Below are 23,320 nucleotides of genomic sequence, written 5' to 3'. Positions count from 1 at the left end.
GCCGGTGCGCTTCACACGCGCCGGTATCGATTCTAAACGCGCGGCCTACGTGTTCATTCCCGGAAATACCCCGGCACGACCGTGACCGACCTAGTATTCCCCTCAGCGTTCGTGCGATCTTCGGGTTTCGCTGTGAAACACCGACGACACATTACGCTCGTAACGTCTTCATCATTGCCGATGCGACTCGATGTCGGCGCCCCCGACTGGAGGATCCGTGAGACCCACCACCACCGCGCCACCACGAGTTCGCGCGGGAGTCATCCCAGCAGTCATCGCACTGATGCTGACTCTGCTCGGGCTTTTCGCCGGTGTGACGCCGGCGCACGCGGCCGAGGACGACCCCTACCGCATCAGCGGCAACGTTCAGCTCGACGGGGCGCCCCTGGAGGGCGTCGTGCTCGTCGTGACGGGCCCCGGCGGCGAGCAGGAGGTCGAGACCGACGCGGAAGGCCAATGGCGCGTCGGCGTACCCGAGCGGGGCGAGGAGTACGTCGTCACGCTCGACGAGACGACCCTCCCCGACGGCATCGCGGTGGTCGATCCCGAGGACGACAGCCCGAACGTCAAGGAAGCGGAGATGGGGGCCGGCGGTCGCGTCAGCGTCAACTTCTTCATCGGCGAGGGAGAGCGCAGCGTCACCGGCTTCGCGGATCAGCTCGTGCAGCGCGTCGTCCAGGGCCTCAGCTTCGGCCTCATGCTGGCCCTCGCGGCGGTCGGGCTCTCCCTGGTGTTCGGCACGACGGGCATCTCGAACTTCGCCCACGGCGAGATGGTCACCTTCGGCGCCGTCATCGCCCTGTTCCTCGTGGGGCCCGCGACACTCGCGCTCCCCGTATGGCTGGGCTTCCCCCTCGCCGTCATCCTCGGCGGCGCGTTGGGACTCATCCTCGACATGATCCTGTGGCGACCACTCCGGCGAAAGCGGGTCGGAGCCGTCCAGCTGATGATCGTCAGCATCGGCCTCTCGTTGGCCATGCGGTACGTCTTCCAGTACTTCATCGGCGGCGGCACGAGCCAGCTGCCGTACGCGTCCGAGCCGAAGATCCCGCTGTTCGGGGTCGTGCAGCTGAGCGTGATCGACATGGTCTCCATCGCCATCTCGATCGTCGTCATCGTCGCGTTCGCCCTCTGGCTCACGTTCTCGCGACTCGGGAAGGCCACTCGTGCCATCTCCGACAACCCGTCGCTCGCCTCGGCATCGGGCATCGACGTGGACTACGTCGTGCGGGTCGTCTGGGTCGTCGCGGGGGGCCTCGCGGCCCTCTCCGGTGTGCTCTACGCCTATTACCGCCCGGGCATCAAGTGGGACATGGGTGCGCAGGTGCTGCTGCTCATGTTCGCGGCCGTCACCCTCGGCGGGCTCGGTACCGCGCTCGGCGCGCTCGTCGGCTCGATCATCGTCGGCCTCCTCGTCGAGGTCTCGACCCTGTTCGGCGTCCCCTCGGATCTGAAGTACGCCACGGCGCTGGTCGTCCTCATCGTGATCCTGCTGTTCCGCCCGCAGGGCATCCTCGGCCGCCGCGAAAGAATAGGTTAGGCGCGAATCATGGACTGGCTCCAGATCCTCTCGAACACCGCATCCTCGATCCTCAGCCCGGCCACGCTCGGCTATGCGCTCGCAGCTCTCGGCCTGGCCGTGCACTTCGGCTACGGCGGCCTCATCAACATGGGTATCGCCGGCTTCATGGCGATCGGCGCCTACGGGTACGCCATCTCCGTCCTGAGCTTCGGACTCCCGTGGTGGCTCGCAGCCCTCATCGGACTCGTCGCCTCCGCCGTGTTCGCCCTCATCCTCGGCATACCCACGCTGAGATTGCGCGGCGACTATCTCGCGATCGTCACCATCGCCGCCGCGGAGGTCGTGCGTCTGCTGTTCCTCACGACGGCTTTCGAAGACGTCACCGGTTCGGCGGACGGCCTGAGCGGCTACCACCAGAGCTTCCGGTCGTCGAACCCGATCCCGGCCGGCACCTACGGCTTCGGTCCGTTCACCTACAACGAGACCGACTGGTGGGTGCGCATCACGGGCCTCGTCACCCTCGCCATCGCAGCCCTCGTCGTGTGGATGGTCACCCGGAGCCCCTGGGGTCGCGTGCTCAAGGGCATCCGCGAGGATGAGGACGCCGTGCGCTCGCTCGGCAAGAACGTCTTCTCCTACAAGCTGCAGGCGCTCGTGCTCGGCGGGGTCCTCGCCGCGGCGGGCGGCATCGTCTACGCGCTGCCCTCGGCCGTGAGCCCCGGTGTCTACGTCACGTCGCTGACCTTCTTCGTCTGGACCGCGCTCCTCCTCGGCGGCGCGGCGACGGTCTTCGGACCACTCCTGGGATCGCTGATCTTCTGGGTGCTGCAGACCTTCCTCTCGAACGTCCTCCCCGCTCTCGTGGGCGCGGGCATCCTCCCGTTCATGTCGGAGATCCAGGCGGGAACGGTGCGCTTCATCCTCGTGGGTGTGGCGCTCATGCTGCTCGTGATCTTCATGCCGCAGGGAATCCTCGGCAACAAGAAGGAGCTGACCTTTGTCAAATAGCGCCTCCCCCAGCGACGCTCCGCTCGAGCCCGCCCCCCTCACCGCGCCCACTCCGCGCGCGAAGGCCACCGGCCTGCACGTCGGAGAGGCCGTCCCGGGCGTCAAGAAGGTCGACCCGATCATCGTGGCCGACGGGATCACCCGGTCGTTCGGGGGTGTGACCGCGGTCGACGTCGAGCACCTCGAGGTCCCCCGCGGCGCCATCACCGCCCTCATCGGCCCGAACGGTGCGGGGAAGACCACCCTCTTCAACCTCCTGACCGGCTTCGACAAGCCCAACAGCGGGTCGTGGACGTTCGAGGGCAAGTCGCTCTCGGGGATCCCCGCCTACCGGGTGTCGCGGATGGGCCTCGTACGCACCTTCCAGCTCACCAAAGCGCTCGGGCTGCTCACCGTGATCGACAACATGAAGCTCGGCGCACGCAAGCAGCGCGGCGAGAACTTCTGGCAGGGGCTCATCCCCGCGATCTGGCGCAAGCAGGACGACGAGATCGAAGAGCGGGCCATGAAGCTCCTCGCGAAGTTCAAGCTCGACGCCAAGGCCGACGACTTCGCCGCATCCCTCTCGGGCGGGCAGCGCAAGCTCCTCGAGATGGCGCGGTCGCTCATGACCGATCCGACCCTGGTCATGCTCGACGAGCCGATGGCCGGCGTGAACCCCGCCCTGACGCAGTCGCTCCTCGACCACATCCTCGACCTGAAAGACCTCGGCATGACCGTGCTCTTCGTCGAGCACGACATGCACATGGTCCGCCACATCGCGGACTGGGTCGTCGTGATGGCGGAGGGTCGCATCGTCGCCGAGGGAGATCCGCTCTCGGTGATGAAGAACCCCGCCGTGATCGACGCCTACCTCGGCGCCCACCAGGACCTCGACCTGGGTGTCGTCACGGGCCGTGTCGCGGTCGTCGATGCCGACCCGACCACCGACGCCGAAGCATCCGTCGACGCCGACGCGACGGTCCTCGTCGAAGAAGGCGTGGCCGAAGACGAAGGGAACCGCGCATGAGCGCCACCGCCACCGCCACGCCCGTCGTGGCCGTCGACAACGTCCACGCCGGATACCTGCCCGGGGTGAACATCCTCAACGGCTGCTCGCTCGTCGCCGAGCAGGGCGAGCTCATCGGCATCATCGGGCCGAACGGCGCGGGCAAGTCGACGCTGCTGAAGGCCATCTTCGGACAGGTGAACGTCCGCGGCGGCACCATCTCGCTCCAGGGCGACGACATCACGGGGCTGAAGGCCGACAAGCTGGTGCGTCGCGGCGTGGGATTCATCCCCCAGACCAACAACGTCTTCCCCAGCCTCACGATCGAAGAGAACCTGCAGATGGGGCTCTACCAGAACCCCAAGATCTACAAGGAGCGGCTCGAGTTCGTCACCGGCATCTTCGCCGAGCTGGGCAAGCGTCTGAAGCAGCGCGCGGGGTCGCTCTCGGGCGGCGAGCGCCAGATGGTGGCCATGAGCCGCGCGCTGATGATGGACCCGAAGGTACTGCTCCTCGACGAGCCGTCGGCGGGTCTCTCCCCCGTCCGCCAGGACGAGGCGTTCATCCGCGTCTCCGAGATCAACAAGGCCGGCGTGACCTGCATCATGGTCGAGCAGAACGCCCGCCGATGCCTGCAGATCTGCGACCGCGGCTACGTGCTCGACCAGGGCCGTGATGCCTACACCGGCACGGGTCGCGAGCTGCTGAACGACCCGAAGGTCACCGAGCTCTACCTCGGCACGCTCGGCGTCTAGCCGTCACGAACCTGCCATCCGGCCCGACAGGGTTCGGATGGCAGTTTCATGCGCGTGCCGCCGCGCCCCGGGGAGGTGCGTGTCGCCTGTCCGCTGCCCTCTGAGCCTGAGTTCGTGCGGGTGCAGGCAGCGCGGTCAGGGCAGAGCGCGGCGTACTCGCCGGGTAGAGCCGCACGCACGGGGAAGGGCCCCGGTCCGAAGACCGGGGCCCTTCCTTTCGAGCGGATGCTGAGGATCAGCCCTCGTATGCGACGTAGTTGTTGTCTTCGCCGAACTCGTAGATGCCGATCGACGCCTCGGTCGGGTCGCCGACCTCGTCGAACGTGATCGGACCCGAGATGCCGTCGTAGTCGGCCGTGCCACCGTCGAGGATGATCGCGGCGCAGTCGGCGTACGACTCGCACTTCGTGCCGTCACCCGAACCGCCGGAGACCTCCTGCAGCTTCGCCGCGATGGCCTCGGAGTCGGTCGAACCGGCCGCGAGGGATGCGAGAGCGAGCAGCACGGTGGCGTCGAACGACTCCGCCGCGTAGCTGTAGTCCTCGAGCGCGGGGCGCCCCTCGGCGGCCTGGAACTCGTCGAGCGCCGACGTGAAGTCGCCGATCGAGTCGATCGACAGACCCGGCAGCGTGCCCTTGGCACCCGTGAGGGAGCCGGCGGGGAACGCCTCGCCGAAGTTCTTCAGGTTGCCGTCGACGAAGTAGAGACCGTCGGAGGGGAACTGACCGAACAGGCTCGGCAGGATCGTCGAGACCTCGTCGAAGGTGATCAGAGCGATCGCATCGGGCGCGGCCGCGAGGACCTCGCTGATCTGCGAGTCGAACGTGGTGTCACCCGTGTTGTAGGTCGACTCCGCGACGACCTCGCCGCCGGCGGCCTCGAAGGCCTCGGAGACGTACTTGGCGAGACCGGTGCCGTACGAGTCGTTCAGAACGATGAGGCCGAGCGTCTGAGCGCCGCCCTCGGCGATGAGGTTACCCAGCACCTCGCCCTGCAGGACGTCCGACGGGGCGGTGCGGAAGTACAGCCCCTTGTCGTCGTAGGTCGTGAACGCGTCCGAGGTGTTAGCCGGGGAGAACTGGATGACGCCTGCACCGACGACCTGGTCGATGAACTGCAGCGACGTTCCCGAGGACGCCGCTCCGATGATCGCCGAGACGTCCTCGCCCAGGAGGCGCGGGATCGTGGTCTCGTAGGCCTTGTTGTCGGTGTCACCGGAGTCGCCGTAGACGGTCTCCAGCGTGAGACCCGTCGTAGCGGTCTCGGCGTTGATGAGGGACTCCGCGTAGGCGACGCCAGCCTCTTCGGGCGGGCCGAGGAAGGCCAGGTTGCCGGTCTGCGGAAGCGCGGTGCCGATCTTCAGCGTCAGGTCTCCACCAACCTCTGCGTTGGGCGACGACGACTCCGCGGTTCCGCCGCCACCGGCACAGCCGGCCAGGACGAGCGCACTGACACCGACCAGGGCGATGCCGCCCAGGACCTTGCCGGCACGCGAACGTGAAATGACGCTCATGTTGCTCCTTGCTGTGAATGATTGCGGGCGCGATTCGGGGACCGGCCCAGTGCCCTAAACCTATTCGGCCGTTCGTCTCGGCAGTGTTGCCGTTCGTTAACGATGTGTAACGCGACCTAATCGTTATGCGCCGACCCTCGCGAAACGTCGAAAGTGCCCGTTTCGGCCGGGCGAGACCCCGATTTCGGGCTCTCCGGGCGGAATCGGGCACATTCGACGGACGCTGCGCGCGGCGCCGCGGCGGAGATCAGGTCAGCTCGGCGACATCCGAGACGGCGGCCCGGCCGCGCCGCGCGGCGATGAGCGAGTCCACGGTCAGGACGGCCAGCGCCACCCACACCAGCGCGAACCCGACCCACCGCTCGAACGGCATGGGCTCGCCGAGCAGCCAGGCCCCGGTGACGAACTGCAGCACGGGCGCGACGAACTGCAGGAGCCCGACCAGGGTGAGGGGCGCGCGCCGGGTGCCCGCCGCGAAGAAGAGGAGAGGGGTCGCGGTGAACACGCCCGCCATGAGCAGAAGCGCCGCATGGCCGGCACCGGCGGTGAAGAGGGTGAGCCCGCTCGTGGCCGCGACGACGCACAGCTGGATGATCGCGATGGGGAACAGCCAGAAGGATTCGAGCGTGAGGCCGCTGACGGCGTCGACGGCCGGTCCGATCTTCTTCTTCACGAGGCCGTAGAGCCCGAAGGAGCAGGCCAGCGACAGCGCGATCCAGGGGAACGTGCCGTAGCCCACGACGATGACGAGCACCGCCACCACGGCGATGCCGATGGCGATCCACTGCGTGATGCGCAGTCGCTCCCGCAGAACGAGGACCCCGAGCAGCACCGTGACGATCGGATTGATGAAGTATCCGAGGCTCGTCTCGATGACGTGACCGCTCAGCGTGCCGAGGAGGAACACCTGCCAGTTGACGTAGATGAGTGCTCCGGCGAGGGCGGTCAGCCCGAGGAGTCGGGGCTGCCGGACGATCCGCCAGAGCGCAGACCAGCCGCGGACGACGAAGAGCAGGATGGCGCAGAACGCCAGGGAGAGCACGATCCGCCAGGCGACGACCTCCCAGGCGCCGGTGGGCGCGAGGGTCAGGAAGTAGAGAGGCAGGAATCCCCAGAGGAGGTAGGCGACGAAGGCGTAGACGCCGCCGATCGCGATCTCACGGGAGGGGGTCCGCGTCGCGGTCAGGGAAGCACCGGCACGGTCGTTCACGCTGCCAGCCTAGGCCCGCGGCGGGGTCAATCCGATCGACCGTCGGCGCCGAAACAATCACGACGGTTCCTTCGTACGCGCCCCTTGCAACGGAGGAACCGCCCCACACGGCACGTGCGTGTGTTCGTCGCGCGCAGAAAGGCCCGGATGCCGAAGCATCCGGGCCTTTCCCGACTCACGAGGAGACGATCAGCGGACGACGACCGCCAGGACGTCGCGCGCCGAGAGCACGAGGTAGTCGTCGGCGCCGAACTTCACTTCGGTGCCGCCGTACTTGCTGTAGATGACGCGGTCGCCGACGGCGACGTCGATCGGAACACGGTTGCCGTTGTCGTCGATGCGGCCGGGGCCGACAGCCACGACCTCGCCCTCCTGGGGCTTCTCCTTGGCGGTGTCGGGGATGACGAGACCACTCGCCGTGGTCTGCTCAGCCTCGACCTGCTGGATGACGATGCGGTCTTCGAGCGGCTTGATGGAAACCGACACGGTCTACCTCTTCTTTCTTGACGCTTCGGTACGGAAGACTCATTAGCACCCACACGGGGAGAGTGCTAAACCCGAGTCTAGGGAAGTGCTGGCACTCTCGCAACGCGAGTGCCAGTGCGCGTCCTGATGTGACCGCGTATTGCATATCGTGCGCCCCGAGCGCTACCCCCCTTTTCTCCTCCGCGGGCGTGTGTAATCATGTCCAAACGACGTCGGAGTCGTAAGGGGCACGATCCGGCACTGGAAGAGAACCCGAAGCTATGGTGCTTCGGTTTCTTGGCGAGGCGTTAGCGCGCGCTCGTCGAGGGGGAATTCGGTTACATGCGTGCTCCATATTTTCTTGCGATCGATGTGGGAATGACTCGGACGGCTGCGGCTGTCTCGCAGCATTCCGGGGGAATGACGACAGTCACTTCGGTGCCCTTGGGAAGGCACTCCGACCATGCGTCGACGGCGGTGTTCGTCGGCGAGAGCGGCCTGCTCTTCGGCGATGCCGCGGAGCGCCGTGGGCTGACACAGCCCGACAGACTCATCCGCGAGTTCAAGAGGCGCGTCGGCGACGACGTGCCCGTCGTCGCGGGCGATCAGAGCTTCACCGCCGAGCAGCTCTACGCGCACGTGGTGACCTGGGTCACCGAGACGGTGATCGAGCGCGAAGGCCGTTCACCGTCGGCGATCAGCGTGACCGTTCCCGCCGCCTGGGGCGAGTACCGCTCCGAGCGCGTCGGCGCCGCCATCGCCCACGAGGGCTGGCGAGATGTGAACCTCATTCCCGAGCCGGAGGCTGCGGCGCGTCACTACGACCACGTCAATCCGCTCGAGACCGGTCGGGCGCTCGCGGTCTACGACCTCGGCGGCGGCACGTTCGACGCCGTCGTCGTGCGCAAGGACAAGAAGGGCGCGCTGCGGATCGTCTCCCCCGCGTCGGGTCTGTCCGACGTCGGCGGCGCAGACTTCGACGACCTGCTCCTGCGGCACGTGATGACGGCCGCGGGGATCTCCGCGGACGTCCTGGCCACCGACCCGGGAGCACGGGTCGCCCTCGCCGCCCTCCGCCGGGAGTGCGTCGATGCGAAGGAGTCGCTCTCGTTCGACTCGGAGACCGTAATCCCCGTGCTGCTCGGGGGGCGCTCGACCTCGGTGCGCGTGACCCGCGCTGAGTTCGAGGCGATGATCGAGGCGCAGATCGAGCGCACGACCGACGCTCTCGAGCAGTCGATCGAATCGGCGTCCGTCCGCGCGGATCGCCTCGACGCGATCCTCCTCGTGGGCGGTTCGTCGCGCATCCCCCGCGTCGCCCAGCTGCTCTCCGAGCGCGTCGACGTCGCGATCGCCGTCGACGCAGACCCGAAAGCCGTCGTCGCGTTCGGTGCCGCTCGCGCCGCGGCCGCCGAGTTCGAGGGCGAGGAGCTCCCCCCGGCACTCGCCCGCGCGCAGGCCGACCCCGCCGAAGAGCTGTCGACGCTGCTCGACGATGCCCGGCACGTACCCGCACCCCGGCCTCAGCAGAAGTCTCGCGTCCGCTGGTTCGGACGCGGACCCGCCGCCGCGGCCGTCACGGTGGGCGTCGTCGTCCTTGCGGCGGGTGTGACGCTCTCGGGCGTCGCCGCCCTGGCGGGCAATGCCGATCAGCCGGTACTGGCCTCCGGCTCGGGCGCCGCGTTCTTCAACGACGCCCTCGCCGCCGGCAGCCTCTCCGCGATGGGTTCCGACGATGAGATCGTCGAGACGCCCTTCGGCGTCAACGCACCGATCAGCGACGTCCCGGTTCTCGAGATCGCCGCGCCGTCCTCACCCAACAACTCTGCGCAGAAGCCCAAGACGAACACCTCGAAGTCGAACACCTCCAAGACGCCGACGCGCGCCTCCGGCAAGCCGAACGCAGCGACGAACCCCTCGACGTCGAACCAGGCGGGTTCGAACTCGAACCCCGCCACGGGCTCGGGCGGCAGCCCGTCGACCGGACAACCGAGCACGCCGAGCGGTTCGACCGGTGGCGGCTCGACCACCCCGACGACGACGCCGAGCACGCCGACGACGACCCCGACCACGACGCCGACCCAGGAACCGAGCACACCGCCGGTCACCACGCCGCCGACGACCGAACCCACGCAGGAGCCGTCGACCCCGCCCGTCACACCCGACCCCGAGCCCACGGTGGAGACACCGCCGGCTACCGAGGCTCCGGCTCCGGCACCGGAGAGCACCCCCACCGAGACCGCCTCGGCCGTCTGACGCGGATGACTGGGGGAAACGTCATGACACCGTCACGCCCTTTCGACCTCGCAACGCTCGGATCCGTCGCCCCCGTGTGGGGCGGTGCCGCGCGCGCGCAGCTCGATGCGCTGATCGACTCCGGGGACGAACCGCGCCGGGCGATCATCACCGGTCCGGCCGGCTCCGGCAAGACGCTCCTGCTGCGCCACGCCCGCCGGCGACTGACCGACCGCGGGGTGACGTCGGCCCTCCTTCGGGCGAACTCCGATCCCGCCGAACTCGATGGCGCCGATGTTCTCTTCGTCGACGATGCGCACCGGCTCGACGAACGCAGGCTCGGCTCGCTGATCGACTGGCTCGCCGATCCGTCTGCGCAGATCGTCGTGGCCTCCCGGCCCTGGCCTCGCACCGCCGTGATGCGTCAGCTCGCCGACACCATCGAGCGCGCGCACCCCGCTGTCGTGCTCGGTCATCTGAGCCACCACGACCTGGCCGAGCTGCCCGGCCTCGGAGACGCGTGCGTCGAAGCGATCCTCGCTCTGACGGCGGGAACGCCGTGGCTCGTCGCCGAGGCGATCCGCGTGCACGACGCGGGCTGCGACGGCTCGGGAGACCACCGTCACATCACGGGCGATCTGCAGGACGTCATCGCCCACCGGCTCGCGGGCATCGACGAGGCGGTGGCCGAGGCCGTCGTCGCCGTCAGCCTCTCGCCCTCCTCTGCGGCCACGGCGTCGGAAGAACTGCTCTTCGCAGGATTCAGCGAAGGGATGCTGCAGCGCAACGGCAGACCCGTCCCCCTGGTGATCGACGCGGTACGTGCGACACTCCCCATCGCCCGCATCGTCGACCTGTACGTGGCATCGACGCCCACCGCGTCCGATCTCGAGGACGGGATCGTCGACGGCATCAGCGACGACCGGATCGCGGCCATGCTCTTGCGACAGGGCGACGCGAGTCTGTCTCGGGACGCCGCCGCGGCGGCGGAGCTCTTCCGCCGGGCCGGCCGGGCCGGAGCCGATCCGCTGTCGGTGCGCATCCGCGAGGCATCGGCCGCCTGGGTGGCCGGCGACATCGATACGGCCGCGGCTCTCCTGGAGGGGATCGACCTCGGCACCGCTCACCCCGACCGCGACCGCGCCATCGACCTGTCGGCGTCGATATGGGCCGCCCGCGGCGACTTCGAATCGGCGGCAGCGGTCTACCGCGCCTCGGGTCGTCTCGGAAGCGACTCGGCAGCCCGGGCTGCCACCGTGGCACTGGCTGCGGGAGACCCCGTCGCCCTCGACGACGCGAAGAAGGTCCATGACGGAGCGCCGGCGATGCCGTCCACCCTCTCCGTCTCCCTGGGCCTGGTGGCGCGAGGAGTCCAGGAGAGCACGACCGGTTCGGCGCAGTACGCACTGGTCGATCTGGTGCGCGCCGCAGAGGTGTACACCGCATCCGGAACCGCGGCGCCGATCGGAGAGCTGCCTGCCGTCATCGCGACGCTGATGGCGCTGAACATCGGCGAGCTCGACGTCGCTCACTCGGTCATCGCCGACGCGGTCGCCCGCGGTCACGGTGGGCCCTGGGCCCGCCCGCGTCTGCTCCTGTGGAGCTCGTGGGTGTCGCTGCAGTGCGAGCACCGCGCCGATGCCGAGGCCGCACTGGCGCAGGCGTTGGCGACCCCCCGGCCGCTCTCACCCCGCGACGCGACGCTCGCGAGCGCCCTCTCCGTGGCCATCGCACGTCGGTACGGCGATCTCGGCGAATTGACCGCGCAGTGGCGACGCGCACGGTCGAACGTCATGCGATCGCAGTTCGACGTTCTCAGCATCCTCCCCCTCGGCGAATTCGTGCTGGCGGCGGTCCGCGTGGGAGACGAGGCCCGCATGGACCCCCACTTCGAGCGTGCGCTCGAGAACGTCGCCCGTTTGAGCAAGGGCAGCGTATGGGGCGTTCCCCTGCACTGGACCGGCATCCAACGCGGCATCCTCCGCGGGCAGCCCGATGATCTTCGCCCCCACGCTCGGGCGCTCGTCGAGGCGGCCGGCACGAACCCGCTCGCCGCGCAGATGGCGCAGGCCGGCAGAGTCTGGACGGCTGTGCTCGCCGGCAAGGTCGACCCTGACGTGGTCGAGGCCGCGGCGCTCGGCCTCGCATCGGTCGGACTCGCGTGGGACGGCGCACGGCTCGCCGGACACGCCGCCGGCCGTACGGACGACAAGCGCGCGATCTCGCGCCTGCTGGCGTGCGCGCGACAGCTGCATCCCCGCGAGGATCCGCGCGCGGCCTCGGCACCGGCAGAGTCGGAGGAGCAGACCGTGTCCACTCCCCCCGCGACTCCCGGCGCCTCGCTGAGCCCCCGCGAGCGCGAGGTCGCCGAGCTCGTGCTGCAGGGCAAGACCTACGTGGAGATCGGCGAATCGATCTTCATCTCGCCGCGAACGGCCGAGCACCACATCGCCCGCATCCGCCGGCGCCTGGGGGCGACCACTCGTTCCGACCTGATCGCCAAGCTGCGCGCCGCCCTGACCGCGGAGGATTCCTCCGCGCGGGCACGGGTCTCCGCATGAACGGCGTCGCTACCGGGCGGGCCGAGAGCACCGTTCCCCTAGCTTCCCCCCGGAACCCCTACTGGGGTTCTCACCTCTTCGGGGGTAACCCCGACGCGCGAATCGCGCGCCGGTCGTACTGTTCGAATACAAAGATCTTCATAAGGAGCCGAGCATGAGCGTAACCCTGGCCAGTGTCGCCGACGCGCTGATCGAATTCATCCTGAGCCTTCTGCGCGACCCCGAGGCCGCCGCAGAGTTCGAGGAGGATCCCGATGGGATGCTGGCCTCGCGTGGGCTCAGTTCCGTCAGCCATGCAGATGTGTGCTCGGTCGCCCCCGTGCTGGTGGAGCGTCACGACGTCATCCCCTCGCCGAAGCCCACTCCGGCGCCGACCCCCGACCACCACACCCCCGACAACCCGGTGGTGCGTGAGATCAAGAACATCACGAACCAGTTCACGTCGATCGATGACCGCGACACGATCATCGACCAGTCGGTCAACCAGAACATCTGGGCCGAGGGCGACGTCAACCAGGTCTTCGACAACGAGGCCAACGTCGCCTCGGGCGACGGCTCGATGGCTGCCGGTGACGACATCGCCATCGACAAGACGCAGGACAACTCGACGAACATCAACGCCGGCGGCGACGCGAATGTCGGCAACGACACCGACGTCACCGACATCGACGACTCGTACAACGAGGACACCGATGCGTCGACCACGACCGACAACTCCACCGACGTCTCGCTCGATGGTTCGGCGAACGACAGCTCGACCAACGTCGATGTGAACGACTCGCTCAACGACACGTCCACCGAGACGACCGACGTCGACACGACCGTCAACAGCGACGCGGTGTTCGACTCGACCGACACCGTCATCGTGGACGACTCGTCGGCAGACGACACCTTCTAGTCGATGGCACAGTCCGACGGCCTGGCCCGCAGATCCGATGATTCTGCGGGCCGGGCCCTCGCCCGTTCCCGGGCGTATACCCCCGCGAGCCGCGGCAACGAGCCCGATGACGACGACGACTTCGAGGAGCGCAAGCCGCCCGCGCGGCCGTCGGTGGCCGACAAACCCGGCGCACCCGTCATCGTGAAGCTGCCCCTCCCCTTCACCGTCGGCCTGAGTCAGGTCGCCTGGATCCTCAGCATGGCCGTCGGTGCCGTGGTGGTCGTCTACATGTTCGTTATCCGCGAGGCGCAGCTGCCCGCGATCATCGACATCGTGAAGGCCGTCGACGCGACGCGGGCCGATGAGACCTATACCGCCGCAGCCGACATCATCTTCTGGGTCATCTTCGGCATGCAGGTACTGCTGCTGTTCATCCAGATCATGCTGCAGGTGTCGTTCTCCAACCGCCGCCCGAACGTGCGCTGGTGGCAGTTCGGCGTCCTTCTGACGCAAGCGGGCGTCGTGCTCATCGCGCGCGAGCTGCTGGCGGTCGGCGATCGCGGCATCCCGCTGGAGCGGATCATGCTCATCCAGCTCGGATTGGCCCTCCTGGGCCTGCTGATCGGGCTCTTCCCGCCGGCCCTACGCTGGACTGCCCGCGGCCACGACGTCCGCCGTGGACCGATCGGCTCCGGGAGCAGCAGCTCCGACCTGTGAGGCGATCCCCTCGAGGCTGCGGATCACCACCCGGCAGATCTCGACGGTCGCGCGGTCGCTCAGCGGCGACTCGCTGAGCGTCCGCCACTTGGCGAGCGACGAGGCCAGCGCCTCGCGCACCTCGTCGGTGCGCGCCGAATCGGTCAGCCCGAGGCGCGCGGCGACCGCCGTGCCCGACCCGCCGATGATGCGCTCGGCCTCGGCGGCGTCCGCGGACGCCAGCCGCGGGATCGTCGTTCGGAACTCCGACAGCAGCACCAGTTCGCGCAGCTCGTGATTCGTCGCCACGAGGCGCTCCAGGCCGGCACGCACGTCGTCGGAGCCGTCGCGGGGCTTGTCGCGCAGCAGGTCTTCCAGACCCGCCAGCACGGCGCGTGTCTTGAGCACGGACGCTCGGGCCCGGAACTGCTCGACGATGAACTGCTGCACCTCGAGCAACCCGCTCTGCTGCACGAGGCGCTGGGCGAGGTCGGTCGAACTGGATGCTCCCGCGCGGACCAGCGCGGACCCCAGACGCACGCCGAAGATGCCGAAGCGAGCGAGGAGGCGCTTGCGCTCCTCCACCGACAGGGTCGTCGCCGTGGAGGGTCGGGTGAATCGATCGACCGATACCAGCATCCGGTCTCGCGTCGCCCTGTCGAGGCCCGCGAGTTCACGGAACGCGGCGAACTCGCTCTCGCGGAGCGCTCGCGCGCCCTCGGCGAGGAGACCGGCCACAGGGATGCAGCCGAGGGCGAGGGCCCTCAGCTCGCCGTCGCGTCGGTACCTGTCCGCCACGCGAGCGGCCGAGAGCAGCGAGTCGATGCGACCGGAGCCGATCTCGTCGGCCCGAGAGAGCAGGGCGACGGCGTTCACGGTCTGCGACGAACCGGCCGCGTTGTCGCGGAAGGCCTCGAGGAAACCGATGTCGGACGCGTGGATGTGCCGGAGCAGGTAGAGGATGGCGTCGGCGTCGGAGGGAGCGTCGTCGGGGGCGAGGAAGGCGTGCGATCGAGCGGAGACATCCTGCGAGAGGGAGGCGATACCCGGGGTGTCGATGATGACGAGGGACCGCAGGCTCTCGGAGGGCCACGCCACCTCGATCCACTCCACCTGGTCGGCCGTCAACGCGCCCAGCTCGATCACCAGCGCACCGTCCGTGCGCTTGACCGGCAGGCGCGTCTCTCCACCGCTCTTGAGGTGGGCGGTGATGCGCGCAGAGACCGAATACCGGTACCACGTGACGATCTTCGTGCACTCGCCGGCGTCGGTCGGAGCGATCTGCTCGCCGATGAGAGCGTTCAACACGGTCGACTTGCCCGCCTTGACCATGCCGGCCACGGCGAGCCGCAGCGGCTCGCGCAGCCGGCGTGCGTGCCTCTCGAGTGCCGCGACCGCGACACGGTCGTCGGCGTAGAGCTCGAGAGCCTCCTGAACGAGGGTCGCCGCGTCGGCGAGGCCCGCCCGACTCATCGGATGGACTTCTTCGGAGAGCTCTCGCCGACGACGAGCGCCGGGATCTCCTTGCGAAGCGCGTCGATGCGGTTGAGATGCAACTCCAGCTGCTTCACGCGCGAGTCACGATCGCTCTGGTAGGTCACCGCCGCCTGCTTGGCGACGAGCACGGAGTCGGAGAGCGAACGGTGCAGCTCGTCGGCGATGCCGCCGAAGTGGTCGCGTGCGGCGCGCTGCACCGACCTCAGACGGTCTCGGAGCTGCTTGCCCACCTGGAACACGACGTCCTCGATGTGACGGCGCACGAGGTTCTTCGCCTCGGCCTGCCGGCGGTTGAGGCGGTTCGACATGTCCTCTTTATACGCACGGCGGCCGACGACGACACCCACCAGCAACGAGATCGGGTTGAGGAGCGAGAGTCCGACCAGGCTGGTCGCGAGACCCGCCATCAGCACGCCGCCGTAGGAGCCGCGGACACCGATGTAGATCTTCTCGGCAGCGCCCATGCGCCCCGAGGCGATGCCCTGCATCTCCTCGACGGGGTCGAGCAGGCCGTCCGTCTCGCCGACGCGGATGAGGGGGATGCCCGCCTCCTCGGTGATGAACTCCTCGGCGACCCGCTCCGCGAGCCACTGCGACCGCTCGTTGGTCCAGACGAACGTCTCGGACACCGCGGCGGAGACCCGCTGATCCAGCCACTCGGTGATCTGGTCCCAGATCGGACCGGGGTCGCCCTCGTCGATGGCCGCCTCGGCCTCGCGCTGCACCTTGCGGAGTCGGTCGCGGAGGTCGTGCTCGGTGTCGGAGATGAGGTCGGCGATCCCGTCGCCCAATGCGACCTGCCACCGTGAGGAGCGCCCGCGGAACTCGTCGGCCCGCGCTTTGGCCTCGTCGAGACGGGCGATCATCTGCGGGGTGTCTTCGGGGTGCAGCAGGGCGTTCAGCTCGGTCTTGACGCTGAGCGAGAGCTGGTCGGTGACCGACATGAGGTCGTGCATCGCGGCACGCTGGTGCAGCGCCTCGGCCTTGCCGAGAACATCGCGACGGAGGTGCGACACGAGAGCCGGGAAGCCGGACTCCTCGTTGAGCTCTCGGTCCTGCTCGTCGGCCGCGGTCAGGCGCAGGTCGCTCGAGACGGCGAAGATCGGGATCTCGCCGACCGCGCCGAGGTGCGACCGGTCGATGCGCTCGATCTGTCGCCACTCGGGGTAGACGTCGGTCTTGGAGAGCACGGCGGCGACGTTCGGGGAGACCCGCAGCGCGTGCTTGAGGAACTGCACCTCGGGCTCGGTGTACTCCTGCGACGCGTCGGACACCAGCAGCACGGCGTGCGCGGTCGACAGAGCGGCCAGGGTGCTCACCGAACGGGTCGATTCGATCCCGCCGACCCCGGGCGAGTCGATGAGCTTGAGACCGCCGCGGAGGATCTCCCGAGGAAGCATCACCTCGGCGGCGAGGATGTCGCGGGCGTTGTTCGGGTTGCCGCGCTCCGAGACGTACTCGGCGAGATCGGCGAGGGGAATGGTCGTGCGTTCCACGCGGGGCTCGACCCCGCTGTCGTCGCGGGTGAGGACGACGGCCGACGCCTCGTCCGCGTAGGAGACGAACGTCGGCACGCTGGTGGCGACGTCGTCGTCGACGGGGCAGGCCGGCGCGTTGACGAGCGCGTTGACGAGCTTGCTCTTGCCCTGCTTGAACTGACCCACGATGACGACGCGCACCTGGGGGTCGAGGAGACGGGCGCGGGTCTGGTCGAGGCGTTCGGCCAGGTCTTCGCGCCCCGCGACCGACGTGAAGCCCTTCGTGCGCTCGACGAGGACCACGAGATCCTTATTGGCCAGCTCGACCGCGGTGGGAGAGGTGTCATCCCCCGCGGTGGTGCTCTGATCGGTCGTCGCAGGAACGGTCTGGCTCATCCGAGATCTCCTTCGTCGCATCACATCGGGGTGATGCCATTGTCGCCTGTTTTGCTGTTCACAGGGCCGTGAACGGAGCAATGACCCCGGTGGCAGGGGCAGCCACCGGGGTCATCGGTTGGATCAGGTCGCGGAGACCGTCACGGGAGTGCTCACAGAGCGTCGAAGTCGACGTCCACGCTCACGTCGTCGGCGATGACGGAGTCGTCACTGCCCCAGATCACGTCGGCGTCGATGTCCCACGTGCTGGTGTTCGTCTCGGTCAGCTCGTCGTTGAACGAGTTGTCGACGGCGACGTTGGTCGAGTCGTCGTTGAACGAGTCGGTGATGTCCCAGTCCTGCGAAGCATCCGTGTACTCGGACGAGTCGGTGTACGAGTTGTTCGAGAACAGCTCGTTCGAGATCGTCGTGGTGTTACCGATGTTGACATCGCCGTCGGCGGAGATGTTCGTCGAGTCGTCGCGGAACTGGTCGACCGTGATGTCGCCGCCGGCAGCCCACGAGCCCTCGCCCGACGCCACGTTCGCGGTGCTGGCGGAGCCGTAAGCGACGTCGCCCTCTGCGGCGATGTTGCCGTTGACCGACTGGTCGACGATCGTCGCGGAGTTGTTGATCCACAGGTCGCCGCCGCCGCCGGCGCCGCCGCCGAGGTGCAGGTCGCCGAAGCCGGTGTTGTACTCGCGGTTGCCGGCGTTGATCGAGTGGTCGTCGGTGATGTCGAAGCTGTACGAGTTGCCCGAGTTGTTCATCGAGCTGTCGTTGCCCGAGTCGTTGATCGAGTTGTCGGAGAGGTCGTTGCCCGAGTTGTTGATCGAGTTGTCGGTCTCTTCGAGGAACTCGTTGAACGAGTCGGTCACACCGATGGTGGTGTTGGTCTCGGTGTTGGTCTCGTCGACGTTGCCGACGTTGTCGAGCGCGACGTCGACGTTGTCGCTGTCGTTCGTGGAGTTGTCGACGTTGCCGACGGTGTCGAGGTCGATTCCGACGGTGTTGTTGGTCTCGGACTGGTTGAACGAGTTGTCGATGTCTTCAGCGAAGAAGTCAGGCATATCCGTGTCTTTCTAGGAGTGTTCCGAAGTGGGGGGGTGGATGACCCGGTCGCCGCGTGGTCGCGGCGACCGGGTCGATCGATCAGAAGGTGAAGTCGGATCCGTCGATGATCGCGGAGCCGTCGCTGTCGGCGACGAGGTCGACGTCGGCGTTGACCGTGAGGTCGCTGTCGATGTCGGTGAAGTCGTTGAACGAGTCCGACAGGTCGTAGTTGTCGGAGTAGTCGTTGAACGAGCCGTCCACGTCGATGACGACCGACTCGTCGGTGGTGACCGACTCGTCGAGGTACGAGTTGCCCGAGCCGATGACGTTGCTGACCGTCGTCTCGTTGCCGATGTTGACGTCGCCGCCCGCGTCGATGTTCGTCGACGTGTCGATCGTGGTCGACAGCGAGATGTCGCCGCCGGCCGCGATCGCGCCTTCGCCCGAAGCGACGTTGGCGGTGTTGGCGCTGAGGCCGGTCACGCTGCCGCCGGAGACGATGTTGCTGTTGACCGACTGGTCGACGATCGTGCTCTGGCTCCAGATGTGGGTCTCTCCGCCACCGGCTGCTGCCGCACCGGCTGCGCCGCCGAAGTGCAGGTCGCCGAAGCCCGTGTTGTACTCGCGGTTGCCGGCGTTGATGGAGTGGTCGTCCCACGAGGTGTAGGTGAGGGTGTTGTTCGAGTCGTTGACCGACTCGTCGTTGAAGGAGTCGTTGACCGAGTTGTCGGACTCGTCGTTGAACGAGTCGTTGACCGAGTTGTCTTCGGTGACGGTCTCGGTGTTGCCCGAGTTGTCGATGTCCCAGTCTTCGTTGGTGACCTCGGTGTTGGTGGTCTCGTTGAACGAGTCGTTCACGTCGACACCCAGGTTGCCGGAGTCGTTGACCGAGTTGTCCTCGTTGAAGGAACCGGCGATGGTCGCCGACAGCGAGTTGGTGGTCTCTTCCGAGTTGCCCGAGTCGGTGATGGCGCCGACGTTGATCTCATCTGGCATTTCTATTCCCTTTGCTCAGGGCCGGAGCCCGACAGTGGTCTGTGTCATCTCAAAGTAGGAGCAGCCCCGCGCACGCACATCGGGGATGCCTCCGGGACCTCCCGGGGGCCCCGAGGGGGTTTCGGGGATCGGGGGATCCCCGGGTAGGGGGTTTGCGGGTGGGCACCGCGGCGCCGACCTAGGGTGGATCCGATGGACATCGCCGAGCTGACCGCCCTGTTGAGCCCCGACGGACTCCGCCTTCTCGACGAGACGGCGGCCGCTCCCGGCGATGTCGCGCAGACGGTGTCGAGGCTTCGCGCCGCGGGCCACTCCCCCGCCCTCGTCTCGGCGGTCGTGGGCCAAGCTCGGCTGCGCACCCGGGCGTCGGCGAAGTTCGGCGAGTTCGCCGAGCGGATGCTGTTCACCAGGGCGGGCCTCGAACAAGCCACCCGCCTGTCGATCGCCGGACGGCACGCGGCGCGGTTCCGCGACGCGGGCATCTCGCAGGTCGCCGACCTGGGCTGCGGGATCGGCGGCGACGCGATGGGGTTCGCAGCGCTGGGGCTGCGGGTGCGGGCGGTGGACGCGGACGAGGTGACCTCGGCGATCGCGGCGTACAACCTGGCTCCCTTCGGCGACGCCGTCGAGGTGCGGCATGGAACGGCCGAGACCACCGACCTGACGGGTGTCGACGCCGTGTGGCTCGACCCCGCTCGCCGCACGGCCGGGCACACGGAGACCCGTCGCGTGGCGGCCTCCGACTACTCCCCGCCGCTCGACTGGGCCTTCGCACAGCTGCGGCGTCTGCCGGGTGGGATGAAGCTCGGTCCTGCCTTCGACCGCGACGCGATCCCCGACGACCTCGAGGCGCAGTGGGTCAGCGCCGACGGCTCGACCGTCGAGCTCGTGCTGTGGTCGGGGGCGCTGGCCCGCCAGGGCGTTCGACGAGCCGCGCTCGTCACGAGGGGCGAGCAGTCGTGGGAGATCACGAGCCCCGCCGACGCCGAAGACGTAGCCGTTCGCGACCTGGGTGCGTTCGTGCACGAACCCGACGGGGCCGTGATCCGCGCGCGGCTGATCGGCGATGTCGCGCGCGCGCTCGAGGCCGGCATGCTCGCGCCCGGCATGGCGTACCTCACCTCGGATGCGGCGCTGACGAGCCCGTTCGTCTCGTCGTTCCGCGTGCGAGAAGAAGTGCCGTCCGACACCCGCGCGCTGGCCAGAGTGCTGCGCGCACGCGGCATCGGCACCCTCGAGATCAAGAAGCGCGGGGTCGACGTCGATCCCGCGACGCTACGGGGGAAGCTCGGACTGCGGGGTGACGACTCCGCGACCCTCCTGCTCACGCGCATCGGCTCGCGCCGTCTCGCGCTGCTCGCCGACCGGGTGTCCTGACCCGCTCCCCCATCGACGGGCGCGGGTCAGCCGAGGAGGCCCGCGCGCGAGGCGGCCCAGAGCAGCCAGCCGGCGCTGTAGAGCACCGAGAGCGCGCCGAGCACGATCGCCCAGACGACGACGCCCCGGCGCTCGACCGGCCGACGCGATGCGACGATCGCCGTCACGATCGCAACGAGCCCGAGCGGCAGCATCCATCCCCCGACGAACGACGCCGCCAGCGACACAATGGCGAGCCCGAGGGCCCACGCGCCCACGACAGGACGCGGCGCGCGCAGCGGCGCCTCCTGCGTGGCAGCGACGGGCACCGCGTCGGCGACGGCCGCGTCATCGACGACGAGCGCCCGTGAGACCGCGTCGTTCTCGACGCGGGGGTCGACCTCTTCCGGCGGGGGGACTGTAGCGCGGCGACGCCGTTCGACAGACGCCGATATCGCGTCGAGATCGGGCACCGGAGGCGGCGGCCCGGGCAGAACGGGGACGCCGTCGTCGAGACGCTCGTGATCGCTCATACCTGGATCTCCGTCACGGGGAGGGTCGAGTCGGCACCGAACGCGAGGGTAGAGGGTTGCCGGCCTGCGGAGATGAGCTCCGCTGCGAGCGCGGCGATCATGGCGCCGTTGTCGGTGCACAGGCTCAACGGCGGGATGCGGACGGTGACGCCCGCCGCCTCGGCCCGCTCGAGGGCGACGTCACGCAACCGCCGGTTGGCGATGACGCCGCCGCCGAGCAGCAGGCGAGGCACGCCGTGACGGGCGCAGGCGTCGAGGGCTTTGGTCACCAGCACGTCGACGACGGCCTCCCGGAACGACGCAGCGACGTCGGCCACGGGCACGGGCTCACCGGCGTCCTCGCGCTGCTCCACCCAGCGCGCGACGGCGGTCTTCAGTCCGGAGAAGGAGAAGTCGTAGCGGTGCTCGGCCATATCCGACGCCCGCGACAGTCCCCGGGGGAACCGGATCGCCAGCGGGTCGCCCTGCGCCGCGGCCCGGTCGATCTCGGGGCCGCCGGGGTAGGGCAGCCCCAGCACGCGGGCGACCTTGTCGAATGCCTCGCCCGCCGCATCGTCGACGGTCTCGCCGAGCAGTTCGACGTCGCTCGTGAGGTCGCGCACCAGCAGGAGGGAGGTGTGTCCACCGCTGACGAGGATCGCGACCGTGGGGTATTCGAGACGATCGGCGTCTTCGGTGAGGATGTCGGCCGCGATGTGTCCCACGAGGTGGTTGACCGCGTAGAGCGGCTTGCCGAGCGACACGGCGAGCGCCTTCGCCGCGCCCACTCCCACCATGAGCGCGCCGGCGAGACCCGGGCCGCTCGTGACGGCGACCGCGTCGAGCTCGGCGAGGGACACGGATGCTTCGGCGAGCGCCGCTTCGATCGACGGCTGCAGCGCCTCGAGGTGCGCACGGGCCGCGATTTCGGGCACGACGCCCCCGTAGCGGGCCTGCTCGTCCATGCTCGAAGCGATGGTGTTCGACAGCAGCTCGCGGCCCCGGACGATCCCGATGCCCGTCTCGTCGCAGCTGGTCTCGATGCCCAGGACCAGCGGCCCGCTCACGTGCACGCCCCCGCGTCGGTGGGCGACGGGTTCGTCGCGGCGCGCCACCCCGCGACGTCGAGCCGCATGACCACGGCGTCGACATTGCCGTCGGGGTAGTAGTTGGGTCGGCGGCCGATCTCCACGAATCCCTCCGAGCGGTAGAGGTTCTGCGCCGTGACATTGTCGTCGCGGACGTCGAGGAACACCTCGCGGATGCGGCGGCGGTCGGCCTCGCGCAGCAGTTCGCGCAGAAGCGCCCTCCCCTGCCCGCGCCCACGGGCGGACTCCGCGAGTGCGATGGTCTGCACGTCGGCGTCCGTTCCCCCCGCGGGTGCGCGCAGTCCGGCGTAGCCGTCGAGACGACCGGGCGCCTCGGCGACCACGTACCAGTTGTGCTCCGACGCGAGCTCGGCGCGCATGACCGCCGTCGACCAGGCGTCGCCCTGGAAGGACGCGCGTTCGAGCTCCATGATCGCGTCGAGATCGTCGACGGTGGCGGGGCGGAGGTTCATGAGCCCACCCGCTTTCGCGCGCCGCCGACGGTCACGTCGGGCGCGCGGAGGTAGAGCGGCTCGGCACCGGCCACCTCCCGGCCGGCGGCGAGCGAGCGCGCACCCACCAGCGCGACCATGGCCGCCGGAACGGATGCGGCGTCCACTCGCGCGACGTCGAGTTCCGCGAGGACGCGATCGAGGTCGTCGCGCGGGACGAGCGTGGGGCCGACCGATCGCACCGGCAGGCCGTCGTCGTCGAGCCCGTCGTACACCGAGTAGGCGAATTCGCGTCTGCGCGCATCGGTGACGACGGCGAAGCGCGCGGACTCGGCGTCGAGGCCGTCGACGAGCGCTCTGCGCAGGAGGATGCCGAGGGCGACGGCGTCGTGGCTCGCCACGGGGACGACCGGCAGTCCCCGCCCGAGGGCGAAGGCGCGAGCGGCCGCGATGCCGACCCGGAGACCCGTGAACGGGCCGGGTCCCATGCCCGCCGCGACATGCGTCAGGGGCGCGGACGCCTCCGCCACGACCCGCGCGAGCAGGTCGCCGATCACCTCGGCGTGCCCGAGCGGGTTCTCGCTCGAGGCTTCGGCGACGATGACCCCGTCGTCCTCGACGACGGCGGCGGACGTGCCGAGGGAGGTATCGATGCCGAGGAACACTCGTCCAGGATAATC

At 68.8% G+C, this 23,320-nt stretch carries 20 protein-coding genes; 9 read left to right on the top strand and 11 right to left on the bottom strand.

The annotated features are described in order from the left end of the window. The first annotated feature begins 283 nt into the window (after nucleotides 1-283). The 4 genes from FVP77_RS16620 to FVP77_RS16605 all read left to right on the top strand — a co-directional run bounded on the left by FVP77_RS16620 (nucleotide 284) and on the right by FVP77_RS16605 (nucleotide 4,273). Entirely contained in the window at nucleotides 284-1,540 is a 1,257-nt protein-coding gene (locus FVP77_RS16620; RefSeq protein WP_147895617.1) for a branched-chain amino acid ABC transporter permease, read from the top strand. Between the two features lie 9 nt (nucleotides 1,541-1,549). Continuing rightward, a complete protein-coding gene (locus FVP77_RS16615) occupies nucleotides 1,550-2,530 on the top strand; it encodes a branched-chain amino acid ABC transporter permease (RefSeq protein WP_147895616.1) in 981 nt (326 codons plus the stop codon). 73 nt (nucleotides 2,531-2,603) lie between these two features. Continuing rightward, complete coding sequence (locus FVP77_RS16610; RefSeq protein ID WP_246134159.1) at nucleotides 2,604-3,539, top strand: ABC transporter ATP-binding protein; 936 nt, start codon at nucleotides 2,604-2,606, stop codon at nucleotides 3,537-3,539. After that, nucleotides 3,536-4,273: an ABC transporter ATP-binding protein gene (locus tag FVP77_RS16605; protein ID WP_147895614.1), complete on the top strand. Its 738-nt coding sequence runs from the start codon at nucleotides 3,536-3,538 to the stop codon at nucleotides 4,271-4,273. The genes FVP77_RS16610 and FVP77_RS16605 overlap by 4 nt, the downstream gene beginning before the upstream one ends. Before the next feature lie 235 nt (nucleotides 4,274-4,508). On the opposite strand, the gene FVP77_RS16600 is transcribed toward FVP77_RS16605, so the two are convergent. The 3 genes from FVP77_RS16600 to groES all read right to left on the bottom strand — a co-directional run bounded on the left by FVP77_RS16600 (nucleotide 4,509) and on the right by groES (nucleotide 7,482). Continuing rightward, on the bottom strand, nucleotides 4,509-5,786 hold the full coding sequence (locus tag FVP77_RS16600; RefSeq protein ID WP_147895613.1) for an ABC transporter substrate-binding protein: 1,278 nt from the start codon (nucleotides 5,784-5,786) through the stop codon (nucleotides 4,509-4,511). 247 nt (nucleotides 5,787-6,033) lie between these two features. Continuing rightward, nucleotides 6,034-6,972: an EamA family transporter RarD gene (gene rarD, locus FVP77_RS16595; RefSeq protein ID WP_147895731.1), complete on the bottom strand. Its 939-nt coding sequence runs from the start codon at nucleotides 6,970-6,972 to the stop codon at nucleotides 6,034-6,036. Nucleotides 6,973-7,185: 213 nt separating this feature from the next. After that, nucleotides 7,186-7,482 carry a co-chaperone GroES gene (gene groES, locus FVP77_RS16590; RefSeq protein ID WP_116648660.1) on the bottom strand — a complete coding sequence of 99 codons (297 nt, stop codon included), beginning with the start codon at nucleotides 7,480-7,482 and terminating at the stop codon, nucleotides 7,186-7,188. Between the two features lie 399 nt (nucleotides 7,483-7,881). Between groES and FVP77_RS16585 the strand changes: the two genes are divergently transcribed. The 4 genes from FVP77_RS16585 to FVP77_RS16570 all read left to right on the top strand — a co-directional run bounded on the left by FVP77_RS16585 (nucleotide 7,882) and on the right by FVP77_RS16570 (nucleotide 13,854). Continuing rightward, on the top strand, nucleotides 7,882-9,717 hold the full coding sequence (locus tag FVP77_RS16585; RefSeq protein WP_187267002.1) for an Hsp70 family protein: 1,836 nt from the start codon (nucleotides 7,882-7,884) through the stop codon (nucleotides 9,715-9,717). A 23-nt stretch (nucleotides 9,718-9,740) separates the two neighbouring features. Beyond that, entirely contained in the window at nucleotides 9,741-12,257 is a 2,517-nt protein-coding gene (locus FVP77_RS16580) for a helix-turn-helix transcriptional regulator (protein WP_147895611.1), read from the top strand. Between the two features lie 154 nt (nucleotides 12,258-12,411). After that, on the top strand, nucleotides 12,412-13,155 hold the full coding sequence (locus tag FVP77_RS16575; protein WP_147895610.1) for an IniB N-terminal domain-containing protein: 744 nt from the start codon (nucleotides 12,412-12,414) through the stop codon (nucleotides 13,153-13,155). Nucleotides 13,156-13,158: 3 nt separating this feature from the next. Then, nucleotides 13,159-13,854, top strand: coding sequence for a hypothetical protein (locus tag FVP77_RS16570; protein WP_147895609.1), 696 nt, complete (start codon nucleotides 13,159-13,161; stop codon nucleotides 13,852-13,854). Here FVP77_RS16570 and FVP77_RS16565 read toward each other — a convergent pair. The 4 genes from FVP77_RS16565 to FVP77_RS16550 form a co-directional block, all read right to left on the bottom strand. Next, nucleotides 13,780-15,306: a dynamin family protein gene (locus tag FVP77_RS16565; protein ID WP_147895608.1), complete on the bottom strand. Its 1,527-nt coding sequence runs from the start codon at nucleotides 15,304-15,306 to the stop codon at nucleotides 13,780-13,782. The genes FVP77_RS16570 and FVP77_RS16565 overlap by 75 nt on opposite strands. After that, a complete protein-coding gene (locus FVP77_RS16560) occupies nucleotides 15,303-17,204 on the bottom strand; it encodes a dynamin family protein (protein ID WP_147895607.1) in 1,902 nt (633 codons plus the stop codon). Before FVP77_RS16560 ends, FVP77_RS16565 begins: the two co-directional genes overlap by 4 nt. 152 nt (nucleotides 17,205-17,356) lie before the next feature. Further along, nucleotides 17,357-18,253 carry a hypothetical protein gene (locus FVP77_RS16555; protein ID WP_147895606.1) on the bottom strand — a complete coding sequence of 299 codons (897 nt, stop codon included), beginning with the start codon at nucleotides 18,251-18,253 and terminating at the stop codon, nucleotides 17,357-17,359. An 82-nt stretch (nucleotides 18,254-18,335) separates the two neighbouring features. Next, a complete protein-coding gene (locus FVP77_RS16550; protein ID WP_147895605.1) occupies nucleotides 18,336-19,232 on the bottom strand; it encodes a hypothetical protein in 897 nt (298 codons plus the stop codon). A gap of 192 nt (nucleotides 19,233-19,424) precedes the next feature. Between FVP77_RS16550 and FVP77_RS16545 the strand changes: the two genes are divergently transcribed. Continuing rightward, complete coding sequence (locus FVP77_RS16545; protein WP_147895604.1) at nucleotides 19,425-20,609, top strand: class I SAM-dependent methyltransferase; 1,185 nt, start codon at nucleotides 19,425-19,427, stop codon at nucleotides 20,607-20,609. A 26-nt stretch (nucleotides 20,610-20,635) separates the two neighbouring features. Here the strand turns inward: FVP77_RS16545 and FVP77_RS16540 are convergent, their stop codons facing one another. From FVP77_RS16540 to tsaB, 4 genes are read right to left on the bottom strand one after another with little or no spacing between them, the layout of a single operon-like run. Continuing rightward, the gene (locus FVP77_RS16540) at nucleotides 20,636-21,121 is read right to left on the bottom strand and encodes a hypothetical protein (protein ID WP_147895603.1); all 486 of its coding nucleotides are present in this window, start codon (nucleotides 21,119-21,121) and stop codon (nucleotides 20,636-20,638) included. Beyond that, on the bottom strand, nucleotides 21,118-22,173 hold the full coding sequence (gene tsaD / locus FVP77_RS16535; protein WP_147895730.1) for a tRNA (adenosine(37)-N6)-threonylcarbamoyltransferase complex transferase subunit TsaD: 1,056 nt from the start codon (nucleotides 22,171-22,173) through the stop codon (nucleotides 21,118-21,120). Before tsaD ends, FVP77_RS16540 begins: the two co-directional genes overlap by 4 nt. After that, nucleotides 22,164-22,661 carry a ribosomal protein S18-alanine N-acetyltransferase gene (gene rimI, locus FVP77_RS16530; protein ID WP_147895602.1) on the bottom strand — a complete coding sequence of 166 codons (498 nt, stop codon included), beginning with the start codon at nucleotides 22,659-22,661 and terminating at the stop codon, nucleotides 22,164-22,166. The genes tsaD and rimI overlap by 10 nt, the downstream gene beginning before the upstream one ends. Beyond that, on the bottom strand, nucleotides 22,658-23,305 hold the full coding sequence (tsaB, locus tag FVP77_RS16525) for a tRNA (adenosine(37)-N6)-threonylcarbamoyltransferase complex dimerization subunit type 1 TsaB (protein WP_147895601.1): 648 nt from the start codon (nucleotides 23,303-23,305) through the stop codon (nucleotides 22,658-22,660). The genes rimI and tsaB overlap by 4 nt, the downstream gene beginning before the upstream one ends. Nucleotides 23,306-23,320: the final 15 nt, after the last annotated feature.

It is taken from the genome of Microbacterium hatanonis (assembly GCF_008017415.1).
In the GTDB taxonomy this organism is placed as follows: Bacteria; Actinomycetota; Actinomycetes; order Actinomycetales; family Microbacteriaceae; genus Microbacterium; species Microbacterium hatanonis.
This window is presented reverse-complemented; position numbering and strand designations above follow the sequence as displayed.